The organism is Luteimonas sp. A537, assembly GCF_054052065.1.
In genome coordinates this window covers 408,807-418,593 of the sequence record NZ_JBSVRH010000003.1, presented here as the reverse complement: position 1 = coordinate 418,593, position 9,787 = coordinate 408,807, and the positions used below count along the sequence as shown (strand labels likewise).

Genomic DNA, 9,787 nt, shown 5'->3' with positions numbered 1-9,787 from the left:
CGTGACATCGCCACTCCCGCGAGGGAGTGGCCCGCGGCGTTCAGCCGCCCCGCGCGGCCTGCCTGCGCCCGCGCTCCAGCCACGCGGCCAAGCCCTGCGCGTTGAGTTCGATGTCCATCTCCAGCAGCGCGGGCACCAGCTGTTCTGGGGCGTCGACGCCGTGGATGCGCGCGCGGTCCACGTAGAGCGTCGTCAACGCCTGCTTCAGCGCGGCATGCGCGTCCGGCGCATCGGCCAGGAACTGTGCCAGCGCGACCATCGCGTCAACCTGCTCGACCAGGCGCAGGCCCACGCGCCGGACGTCGCGCACGGCGCCGAAGTGGGTGACGTAGCAGACCTCCGGCTCCGCCGCCATCAGGCGTCGCACGGAGTCCTTCATCTGCACCGGATCAAACTGCACCGGTGACGTGGTCGGGATCGCGAACGGCCGACCGCCGACGTCGAACTCCCGATAGGAAATGCCGAAGACGTCGCCGGTGAACCAGGCGCGCGTGCGCGCGTCCCACACCGACAGGTGGTGCAGCGCATGCCCGGGCGTGTGCGCCAGCAGCAGCGGGCGGCCCGCCAGGTCCAGCACCTGGCCGTCCGCGGCCTCCAGCACGCGTTCCGCCGGCGCCGGCACCAGCCCGCCGTAGGCACGCTCGAACAGCGCATCGCCGTACACCTGCCGCGCGCTCGCGATCAGCCTGGCCGGATCGACCAGGTGCGGCGCACCGCGCGGATGCACCACCAGGCGCGCGGCGGGCAGTTCGCGCAGCAGCGCGCCGGCACCACCCGCATGGTCGAGGTGGACGTGGGTGGCGATGAGGTAGTCGACGGCATCGCGCGCCACCCCGGCGCCGTCCAGCGCGGCAAGCATGCGCGGCACGCTGTGCAGGGTGCCGCAGTCGATCAGCGCCGCGCGCCCGGCCTCCGCCACCAGGTAGGCGGCGCAGAAGTCCGGTCGCTCGCCGAAGCCGGTGTCGATGATGGTGATGCCGTCGCCCGGATCCACGCCCTGTACTCCTCAGCGCCGGCGGAACAGCAGCATCCGCAGCACCACCGCGAACAGCATGGCCGCCAGGAACACCCCGTAGCCGAGCGCGGTGGCGAGGATCTGCCGCCACATGCGGCCGTGGGCCGGGTCTGCGATCTGGTGCGACCAGTACAGGCTGGCCACGAACACCGCCAGCGCCGCCAGGAGCGCGACCACGTCGTACAGCCGCCGCATGACGCCCCGCGGCTGGCGCGGATAGATCCAGAACAGCGTGGCCAGGATCAGGAACCAGGGCAGGAACAGGATCAGGGTGAGGTTCACTTCGACCAGCGGGTTCATCCCTCGTCTTCCCCGAAGCGCTCAAGCGCCTGCACCAGCGCGGCTGCGTCCACGCCCTCGCCCAGCGCGCCCACGGTCGCGCCGTCGAGCAGGACCTGGCCGGCGTCGTCGATGCGGGGGGGCGCGGTTCCCGCCTTCAGCGCCGCCACCACGCGGCCGCAGTCGCGCGGCGACTCGAAGCCGGCGCCCTGCAGCAGCAGGCGCTCGCCGTCGACGAGCTTGAAGTGGAAGCGGCCATCGGCCTCGCGGTACTGCTTGAACACCGGCGGCGCCGGCTTGGCGGCGCCTTCGCCCGCAGGCGAAGGCATCGCGATTCCACCACCGCCAGACGTGCCCAGGTCGCGCAGCCCGACCGCATCGCGCAGCCGCGCCAGCAGCGGCCGCGCGCGCTCGTCGCGCAGGCGTTCGCCGCCCAGGCGCAGCATGCGTTCGATGCCGGCCGGGTCGGCCACCAGCGCCTCGTAGCGCTCGCGCATCGGCGCAAGCTCGGTATCGATGCGCTCGACCAGCCGCTCCTTGGCCTCACCCCAGGAAATGCCATCGGCGAACGCACGGCGCATCGCCCCGGTGTCGTCGGCCCCGGCGAAAGCCTGGTAGAGCTGGAACACGGCCGAGCCCGCGGTGTCCTTCGGCTCGCCCGGCGCACGCGAGTCGGTCACGATCGAGAGCACCAGCTTGCGCAGCGTCTCGCGCGGCGCGAACAGCGGGATGACGTTGTCGTAGCTCTTCGACATCTTGCGGCCGTCCAGGCCCGGCAGGGTCGCGACCTGCTCCTCCACCACCGCCTCGGGCAGGGTGAAGTGCGCGCCATACAGATGGTTGAAGCGCTGCGCGAAGTCGCGCGCCATTTCGATGTGCTGCACCTGGTCGCGGCCCACCGGCACCTTGTGCGCGTTGAACAGCAGGATGTCGGCGGCCATCAGCACCGGGTACATGTAGAGCCCCGCGGTCACGCCGGCATCGTCGTCGCTGCCTTCGGCGCGGTTGCGGTCAACCGCGGCCTTGTAGGCATGGGCGCGGTTGAGCAGCCCCTTGCCCGCCACGCAGGTGAGCAGCCAGGTCAGCTCGGTAGTCTCGGGGATGTCCGACTGGCGATAGAACGCCACGCGCTCCGGATCCAGTCCGCAGGCAATCCAGCTGGCCGCGATCTCCAGCGTCGAACGCTGCACCCGCAGCGGATCCTGGGTGCTGATCAGGGCGTGGTAGTCGGCAAGGAAGAAAAAGCTTTCGACATCGGGTGCCACGCTGGCGACCACCGCGGGGCGGATGGCACCGACGTAGTTGCCCAGGTGCGGGATGCCGGTGGGCTTGATGCCGGTGAGGACGCGCAGGCTCATTCGGGGACCAGGAACGGGAAAACGCCATTCTAGTCCAGTGGCCCGCCGCGGCCCGCCGTTCGGAAGCGAGGTCGGCCCGCCGCAGCCGCCGGATCCCCGGGCAAAAAAAGACGGGCCGGCGAACCGGCCCGTCGATGCTACTCACCTGTTCGGTCAGCCCAGGCCCTTCTCGAAGTCGCGGACCTCGCGCTCGGCGCGGTCACGCTCCCAGCCGTACTGCTCCTGCAGCTTGCCCGCCAGGTATTCGCCATTACCTTCGGCGACATCGAACACATCGTCGGTGAGATCGCCCCACCGCGCCTGCGCCTGGCCCTTGAGCTGGGTCCACTTGCCGGAAATGATGTCCTTGTTCATATGCGTCACCTCGATTGATGGGGGAAAGATCACCGCTGCTGCGGTGGATCTGGATCCATCATGCGGGCCTCCACATGTCGGCAAGGTCAAGATTTTGTTGCCTGGCCTTCACTTGGATGACTGCGGATTCAGCGGGGATCGGTGGCGCCGGTGTCATCGGCCGCTTCTTCGACCTGCTCGCCGACCTTCTGCACGTCCTTGCCAGCACCGGCCATGGTGTTGCAGGCGGAAAGCATGCCGGCGGAAAACAGCGAGACAAAAACGAGGATTGCAATGCGCTTCATGGGAACTCTCCGTTGATGGACGATCACGGGGCGGCGGTGCCCCGTTGCCGCCATCAAACGCAGGTGCGGGTGAAATCCGCGTTGAGGCCGCCACGTCGCGCGTCAGCGTGATCGTCTCCCATTCATATTCGGGGGCTCAGTCGCGCATCAGCGTGGATTTTCCGAACAGGCTTTCCACCAGGTCCACCGCCAGGCGCGCAGTCCGGTTGCGGACGTCCAGCGCCGGGTTCACCTCGACCACGTCCAGCGAATCGGCACCGCCGGCATCGGCGATCATTTCCATCATCAGCTGCGCCTCGCGGTAGTCGAGGCCTCCCGGCACGCGGGTGCCGGTGCCGGGCGCGATGGTGGGATCGAGCACGTCGACGTCGAAGCTGACGTGGAGGTGGGTGTCGTCGCCCATGCCCGCCAGCGCCTCCTCCATCACCTGCTTCATGCCCACTTCGTCGACGTAGCGCATGTCGTAGATGTCCAGGCCGTGCTCACGGACCAGGCGTTTTTCCTCCAGGTCCACCGAGCGGATGCCGATCTGGCGCACGTCGGCCGGCGAGATCATCGGCCCCTGCCCGCCGAGGTTGACGAGCGCGTCCGGGCCGAGCCCGCACAGGCAGGCGACGGGCATGCCGTGGACGTTGCCCGACGGCGTGATCGCCGAGGTGTTGAAGTCCGCATGGGCGTCGAGCCACAGCACGCGCAGGCGCTTCCCCTGCGCACGGCAATGGCGCGCAACGGCGGTGATCGAGCCCATCGCCAGGCAGTGGTCGCCGCCCAGCATCACCGGCATCCGGCCGGCCGCCAGTTCGGCGCCGGACATCTCCATCACCGCGCGGTTCCATGCCACCACCTCGTCGAGGTGGCGATAGCCGTCCACGGGCGCCTGCCAGGGATTGCGCGGCCCCTGAACGTCGCCGCGATCGACCGCGTCGATGCCGCGCGCGACCAGCGCTTCGACCAGGCCGGCGACGCGCAGCGCCTCGGGCCCCATGGACGCCCCGCGTCGCCCCGCACCGACGTCGGTAGGGACGCCGAACACGGATACGGGCAGCAGTTTCAAGGACATGGGTGCCTCCAGCGGGCGGAACGGGACTTTCCATGATCCTGCAGCGAAGGCGGCAGGTCCAGAATGTGCGCTGTGGCATCGGGCTGAAAATCCACGATGCACGGACGTGCATCGTGGTGCCGGCAGTCCGAATCGAACGGACGACCTACCGCTTACAAGGCGGTTGCTCTACCAGCTGAGCTATGCCGGCACGATGCGCCCGGTGGGGCGCGCGCATTCTAGCGCGCGACGCCCGCGGCGACGACGGGGGCGCAGTCGATGTCCTGCAGCCGCGGTGCCTTCGCGACACGCCGGGCCGCTGCGGCATCAAAGCCGGGACCGGCGGCGACGTCCAGCCAGTGGCTGACATTGGCGTCGCCCAAGGGCTGTGCCGACGCCGGGAAGCCCGCGGCACGCAGCGCGGCCTCGCGGCGGCGGGCGGCTGGCTCGCTGGCGTAACGCCCGAGTGCAATCCCGTTGGCGTCGGCGCCCGAGGGCACGACCAGGAGGTCGTCGAAGCCGGCCTCCCTGATCTTCACGGCCAGTGCGTTGGCCGTGTCGCGGTCGGATTGCGGTGCCATCGCCACGCTCCAACCTCGAGGTGCTTCGACCACGTCGCGCACGCGGGTCCGCGCAGCACCGAGCGGCTGCAGTGCGGCCCGTGCGGCCGCGACCTGGGCGGCATCGGCATATGGGCCGAAGCTCATGCAGCGAAGCGCCGTGGACACTGGCGGGGACACTGGCGGGGACACGGGAGCAGTGTCGGTCGGCGATTGCGCGGGTTCCGGCGATTCGTGCAATCCGCTGCCCTGGCCGTCGTCCTGCACCGCGTCCGGCGTTCCGGCCATCGCGGACTGCTCCGCTTCGCCACGCGGCTCGATTTCCACGGTCGCAGGCCCGTCCACGCGCGATGAGTCCCCGGCCTGCGCCTGTGCCGGCTCACCCAGCAGCAGAAGGCGCGGCACGGCATCAGGCTGCACCCACGGCGCCGGCGCCGACGGCCCGGGACGCAGCAGCCACCAGGTGGCGACACCGAAGTTGAGCATGACCAGCAGGACCAGCAGCGCGCGCAGTGACATGCGCGGATTCTAGCCTGTGCCTGCGGGCTGCCGCGCCAGCCGCGCCAGGCCGTCGACGACCAGGGACGGGGCAAGCAGCGCGCCCGGCACGTGCGGAAGCAGGTCGCCGGCGCCGCCGCCGTGAAGGAGCACGCCAACCGGCACGCCAGCACGCGCACAGGCCTCGCGACGGCTGCGCTCCACCAGCCCGAGTGCAGCACCCAGGCAGCCTGCGGCGAGCGCATCGGTGGTGTCGATGGCGAAGACCATGGCGTCGCCGCCGGTCGCCGGAAGCTGCGGTGCGCGCGCATGCAGGGTTTCGCGCATCAGCGTCGGCGAGGGCGCGATGCTGCCGCCATGGTGTTGCCCGTCGGCCGCCAGCAGGTCGACGGTGAGCGCGGTACCGACGCCGATCACGAGCACCCAGCCAGGCTCCCGGGCACGGGCACCCACCAGGGCCAGCGCGCGGTCCACGCCAAGCCGCGCAGGTTCGGCGTAGCCGATCCGCACCCCGGCCATCTCACGCTCCACGCGCACTTCGACCACGCGCGCGGCCCGCGGCACCAGCACCTGAAGCAGCGACGCCCGCAGCGCCGCCGGACCCACGCTGGCCAGCCATGCGACGTCGATCCTGGATGGCAGTGTCGATGACCATGCAGGATCAAGCTCCTCGCCGCCGTGGCCGAAGGCCGCCACCGGGCCGGCGCCACCCGGGTCCAGCGGCGCGAGCTTGAGCCTGGTGTTGCCGAGGTCGAACAGCCAGTCGCTCACGACGTGGCCAGCCGCGTGCGCAGGCCGGCCTCGCCGGCATGGAAATGACGTTCGGTGCCGCCGACGTCCACGCGAAGCGCGCCGTCGGCCGCAAGCCCCAGCGCGTGACCCGCCTGCAGGCCGCTGCCCACGCGCACTTCGATTTCGCGCCCGGCCAGCGCATCCAGCGCCGCGTGTCGCGGCAGGAACGGCGCCAGGCCTTCGCGGTCGAACTGGTCCAGCGCCGGCACCAGGTGCGCAATCAGCGTTGCCGCAAGCGCGCTTCGCGAAGGCCGGCCAGAGTGTGCAAGGGTCGCAAGGTCGCACCAGGGCTGGTCGATCGCGGCCGCCGCCGCAGCGGGCATGCCCACGTTGAGCCCCAGGCCAAGCACCGCCCGCACCGGTCCGGCGTGCTCGCCGCCGCCTTCCACCAACAGGCCACCGAGCTTGCGCAGGGCAGCGCCCGCCGGATCGACGACCACCAGGTCGTTCGGCCACTTGAGTCGCACCATGCCGTATCCAGCCGCGTGCAGGGCCTCGGCGCTGGCAACGCCGGCGACAAGGCCCAGCCCGCCAAGCCGCGCAAGCCCGCCGTCGAACGCGCGCGCCAGCGACAGGTAGAGGTTTGCCGCCAACGGCGAGGTCCAGTCGCGGCCAAGCCGGCCGCGCCCGCCGAGCTGCCGCTCCGCCAGCAGCACGGCCACGCCGCTGTCCGGCGTGCGCCGGCGCAGGAGTTCGCTGTTGGTGGAGTCGATGGTCCAGGCGACTTCCGGCCCCTGCATTCCCGCGCGCAAGCCTGCGGGCAACGCGGCGGCGATTGCTTCGGCATCGAGGAGTTCCAGCGGCGCGTCCAGCGCATAACCATGGCCGCGACGCGCGCTGATCGCGATGCCCGCCGCGCGCAGTGCCTCGACCCGCTTCCACACTGCGGCCCGGGTCAGGCCGTATTCGCGCGCAAGGTCGTCACCGGGGACCGGCCCCGCGGCCAGGCGTAGCAGCAGCGCCTTTTCGACGGCGTCGGTTTCACTCGGCGCGGTGGCAGGGACATGGGCGGACATCCCCGGATTATCACCCCTGAACGCCCGACCTCATCGACACCCGCGTGCCCGTACGCGGGCGTTGTATGATCACGAGGATGCTACTGGTCACCGAACAGGCACCCGCCATGTCCGTCCGCGCCATCCTTGCCATTTCCCTGCTGTCCCTGGCCTGCCAGGCCGAGGCCCGTGAAGCACGCATGGCCGGGGCCGGAGTCGACGGCTCGGGCTGCAGCGCCGACTACCCGACCAGCGGCACCCCGGATGTCGATCCGGCGCGTGCAATCAGGCGCCCCGAGGCTGAAAAGCCGGTCACTCCCCGGGGCGCCGACCCCGACGCGGCGCGGCCGCCGCGCTGGCACAGCTTCCTGCCGGGGATGTTCCGCTAGGCATGGCGTGATCAGGCGCCTGTTCCGGCGCCAGCCCGCCGACGTCGATCCACGCACCTGGCAGGACGTGCGCGAACGCGTGCCATGGGTGGCCGCGCTCGACGATCCCCGCAGCGAACGCCTGCGCACCCTGGCGGCGCGCTTCCTGCACGACAAGACCATCACCCCGCTCGGCGGGCTTGAGCTCGACCAGGTCGCCCGTACCACGCTGGCCGCGCTGTCCTGCCTGCCGCTGATGGAGTTCGGTGCCGAAGGCCTGCACGGCTGGTCGCAGCTGCTGGTGTACCCCGATGCGTTCCGGGTCGACCGCAGCCACGTCGATGCCGCCGGGGTGATGCACGAAGGCGAGGACGAACTCGCGGGCGAAGCCTGGGAATACGGCCCGCTGGTGCTCTCATGGGCCGACATCCTGGCCGACCTCGACAGTCCGCGCGACGGCTGCTGCGTGGCGGTGCACGAGATGGTGCACAAGCTCGACGCGCTCGACGGCCTGCTCGACGGCACCCCGCCGCTGCCGCGCGCCTGGCAGCGCGAGTGGGCGCGGGACTTCCAGCAGGCGTACGACGCGTTCGCGGCGCGCGTGGATCGCGGCCTGCACACTGCGCTCGATCCCTACGCGGCCGAGGCGCCGGAGGAGTTCTTCGCGGTCTGCAGCGAGTACCACTTCAGCGATCCGGCGCTGCTCGAACGCGAGCAGCCGGCCGTGGCGACGCACCTGCGCAGGCTGTACGGCCCCTCGCCGTTCGCCGCCGGCTGAGCGCTACAGCCCCGGCGGCAGCCGCACCAGGAAGCGCGCGCCGCCAAGCTCCCGGGACGCCGTGACCTCGAGCTCGCCCCGATAGCCACGAACGATGTCCTGCACGATCGACAGCCCGATGCCATGGCCCTGCACGCGCTCGTCGCCGCGCACGCCGCGCTGCAGCACGTGTGCGATGCGCTCGGCCGGGATGCCCGGGCCATCGTCGTCGACCGCCAGCACCAGGCCGGGGCGTCGCCGCGGCGCGCAGGCGCCCACCTCGACGGTCAGCAGCACCCGCGACTTCGACCACTTGAACGCGTTTTCCAGCAGGTTGCCGAGCAGCTCCTGCAGGTCGCCGGACTCGCCGTGGAAGCGGGCCGCCGGGTCGATCTCGAACTCGCACACGGTGCCCTTGCCGGCGTAGATCTTCTCCAGCCCGCGCACGATCTCCTCGGCGCAGGGCTCGACTTCCACCGGAGCGGCGAACAGCGCGTGGCCTGCCGAGGCCGCGCGGCCGAGCTGGTAGCCCACCAGCTCGTTCATGCGCCGCACCTGGGTTGCGACCTCGTCGCGGAGCTCGTCTTCGCTGGCATCGCTGTCCAGGCGCGTGCGCAGCACCGCCAGCGGCGTCTTCAGGCTGTGCGCAAGGTCGGCCATGGTGTTGCGCTGGTGCTCCAGGTTCTGGCGTTCGCTTTCCACCAGCGCGTTGATGCTCTCGGTGAGCGGCTCGAGCTCGCGCGGATGCAGCTCGCTCATGCGGTTGGCCTGGCCCAGCTGCACGCGCTTGAGCTCGGCCTCCACGCGCCGCAGCGGCAGCAGGCTCCAGCGCAGCACCAGCGCCTGCAGCAGCAGCAGGACCAGGCCGGCGATGCCGAGGTACCCCCACAGCGCGGCGCGGAACACGCGCACCTGCTGCGGCAGGGTGCCGGCGTCTTCCATGATGTAGATGGTGTACGGGAATTCGGCCTCGGCGCGCTGCTCCATGTCCCAGATGAAGCCCTTGCCGTAGCGCAGCACTTCGCGCGGGCTGCCATCGGCGCCGGTCATCGGCAGCGGGCCCTCGAACTTCTCGACCCCGCCTTCAAGCAGCTCCGCGTCCGGCAGCTGCGGGCCACGCGTCGATTCCGAGCCCCAGCTGCCCTGCGGCAGCACGACCTCGGCATACAGGCCGCTGTCGGGCCGCTCGAAGCGCGGGTCGGCCTGGGTGTAAGGCGGGATCAGGTTGCCGCCGCGGTCGAACTCGATGTCGCGGGCGTAGGAGGTCGCGTAGTTGCGCAGCCGGTCACGCTGCAGCTGGCCGGCGACGTCGACGAAGGCGCGGTCGAGCGCGTAGCCCGCGGCGGCCAGGAAGGCGAGCAGGCCAAGGCTTGCGGCCAGCAGCTGGCGTGCCTGCAGCGAACGCGGGCGCCAGGCCAATCTCCGATCCTTGCGCGCCTGCGCCACGCCGCCCTCCCCTGCACGCCGGACGCGCAGCGCGCGCCCGCC

12 protein-coding genes and 1 tRNA gene are annotated in these 9,787 nt (G+C 71.1%); 2 read left to right on the top strand and 11 right to left on the bottom strand.

From position 1 onward, the window contains the following. Positions 1 to 40: 40 nt before the first annotated feature. From ACW7GZ_RS09550 to ACW7GZ_RS09505, 10 genes are all read right to left on the bottom strand, one after another. Entirely contained in the window at positions 41 to 994 is a 954-nt protein-coding gene (locus ACW7GZ_RS09550; RefSeq protein WP_457008935.1) for an MBL fold metallo-hydrolase, read from the bottom strand. A gap of 12 nt (positions 995 to 1,006) precedes the next feature. Then, entirely contained in the window at positions 1,007 to 1,315 is a 309-nt protein-coding gene (locus ACW7GZ_RS09545) for a hypothetical protein (protein WP_457004639.1), read from the bottom strand. Then, positions 1,312 to 2,652, bottom strand: coding sequence for a tryptophan--tRNA ligase (locus ACW7GZ_RS09540; protein ID WP_457008933.1), 1,341 nt, complete (start codon positions 2,650 to 2,652; stop codon positions 1,312 to 1,314). Before ACW7GZ_RS09540 ends, ACW7GZ_RS09545 begins: the two co-directional genes overlap by 4 nt. A 153-nt stretch (positions 2,653 to 2,805) precedes the next feature. Continuing rightward, positions 2,806 to 3,006, bottom strand: a complete 201-nt coding sequence (locus ACW7GZ_RS09535; protein ID WP_457004637.1) for a CsbD family protein — start codon at positions 3,004 to 3,006, stop codon at positions 2,806 to 2,808. Positions 3,007 to 3,134: 128 nt separating this feature from the next. Further along, a complete protein-coding gene (locus tag ACW7GZ_RS09530) occupies positions 3,135 to 3,290 on the bottom strand; it encodes an entericidin A/B family lipoprotein (protein WP_457004635.1) in 156 nt (51 codons plus the stop codon). A 136-nt stretch (positions 3,291 to 3,426) separates the two neighbouring features. Beyond that, positions 3,427 to 4,350, bottom strand: a complete 924-nt coding sequence (gene rocF / locus ACW7GZ_RS09525) for an arginase (protein WP_457004633.1) — start codon at positions 4,348 to 4,350, stop codon at positions 3,427 to 3,429. A gap of 114 nt (positions 4,351 to 4,464) precedes the next feature. Further along, positions 4,465 to 4,540 (bottom strand) — tRNA-Thr (locus ACW7GZ_RS09520). 28 nt (positions 4,541 to 4,568) lie between these two features. Next, the gene (locus tag ACW7GZ_RS09515) at positions 4,569 to 5,408 is read right to left on the bottom strand and encodes an SPOR domain-containing protein (protein WP_457008931.1); all 840 of its coding nucleotides are present in this window, start codon (positions 5,406 to 5,408) and stop codon (positions 4,569 to 4,571) included. A gap of 9 nt (positions 5,409 to 5,417) precedes the next feature. After that, positions 5,418 to 6,158 (bottom strand): type III pantothenate kinase, encoded by a 741-nt coding sequence (locus ACW7GZ_RS09510; RefSeq protein WP_457008929.1) that lies wholly within the window; start codon positions 6,156 to 6,158, stop codon positions 5,418 to 5,420. Beyond that, positions 6,155 to 7,195: a biotin--[acetyl-CoA-carboxylase] ligase gene (locus tag ACW7GZ_RS09505; protein ID WP_457004627.1), complete on the bottom strand. Its 1,041-nt coding sequence runs from the start codon at positions 7,193 to 7,195 to the stop codon at positions 6,155 to 6,157. Before ACW7GZ_RS09505 ends, ACW7GZ_RS09510 begins: the two co-directional genes overlap by 4 nt. Positions 7,196 to 7,302: 107 nt before the next feature. Between ACW7GZ_RS09505 and ACW7GZ_RS09500 the strand changes: the two genes are divergently transcribed. Then, positions 7,303 to 7,563, top strand: a complete 261-nt coding sequence (locus tag ACW7GZ_RS09500) for a hypothetical protein (protein ID WP_457004625.1) — start codon at positions 7,303 to 7,305, stop codon at positions 7,561 to 7,563. 10 nt (positions 7,564 to 7,573) lie between these two features. Next, positions 7,574 to 8,320 carry a M90 family metallopeptidase gene (locus tag ACW7GZ_RS09495; protein WP_457009153.1) on the top strand — a complete coding sequence of 249 codons (747 nt, stop codon included), beginning with the start codon at positions 7,574 to 7,576 and terminating at the stop codon, positions 8,318 to 8,320. Between the two features lie 3 nt (positions 8,321 to 8,323). Here ACW7GZ_RS09495 and ACW7GZ_RS09490 read toward each other — a convergent pair whose 3' ends face one another. Next, a complete protein-coding gene (locus ACW7GZ_RS09490; RefSeq protein WP_457004622.1) occupies positions 8,324 to 9,718 on the bottom strand; it encodes an ATP-binding protein in 1,395 nt (464 codons plus the stop codon). Between the last annotated feature and the right edge of the window lie 69 nt (positions 9,719 to 9,787).

Bases quoted from the DNA above. Each gene is read 5' to 3' on its own strand.
- ACW7GZ_RS09545 (WP_457004639.1), bottom strand. From the start codon at position 1,315: ATGAACCCGCTGGTCGAAGTGAACCTCACCCTGATCCTGTTCCTGCCC.
- ACW7GZ_RS09540 (WP_457008933.1), bottom strand. From the start codon at position 2,652: ATGAGCCTGCGCGTCCTCACCGGCATCAAGCCCACCGGCATCCCGCAC.
- ACW7GZ_RS09535 (WP_457004637.1), bottom strand. From the start codon at position 3,006: ATGAACAAGGACATCATTTCCGGCAAGTGGACCCAGCTCAAGGGCCAG.
- ACW7GZ_RS09530 (WP_457004635.1), bottom strand. From the start codon at position 3,290: ATGAAGCGCATTGCAATCCTCGTTTTTGTCTCGCTGTTTTCCGCCGGC.
- rocF (WP_457004633.1), bottom strand. From the start codon at position 4,350: ATGTCCTTGAAACTGCTGCCCGTATCCGTGTTCGGCGTCCCTACCGAC.
- ACW7GZ_RS09515 (WP_457008931.1), bottom strand. From the start codon at position 5,408: ATGTCACTGCGCGCGCTGCTGGTCCTGCTGGTCATGCTCAACTTCGGT.
- ACW7GZ_RS09505 (WP_457004627.1), bottom strand. From the start codon at position 7,195: ATGTCCGCCCATGTCCCTGCCACCGCGCCGAGTGAAACCGACGCCGTC.
- ACW7GZ_RS09500 (WP_457004625.1), top strand. From the start codon at position 7,303: ATGTCCGTCCGCGCCATCCTTGCCATTTCCCTGCTGTCCCTGGCCTGC.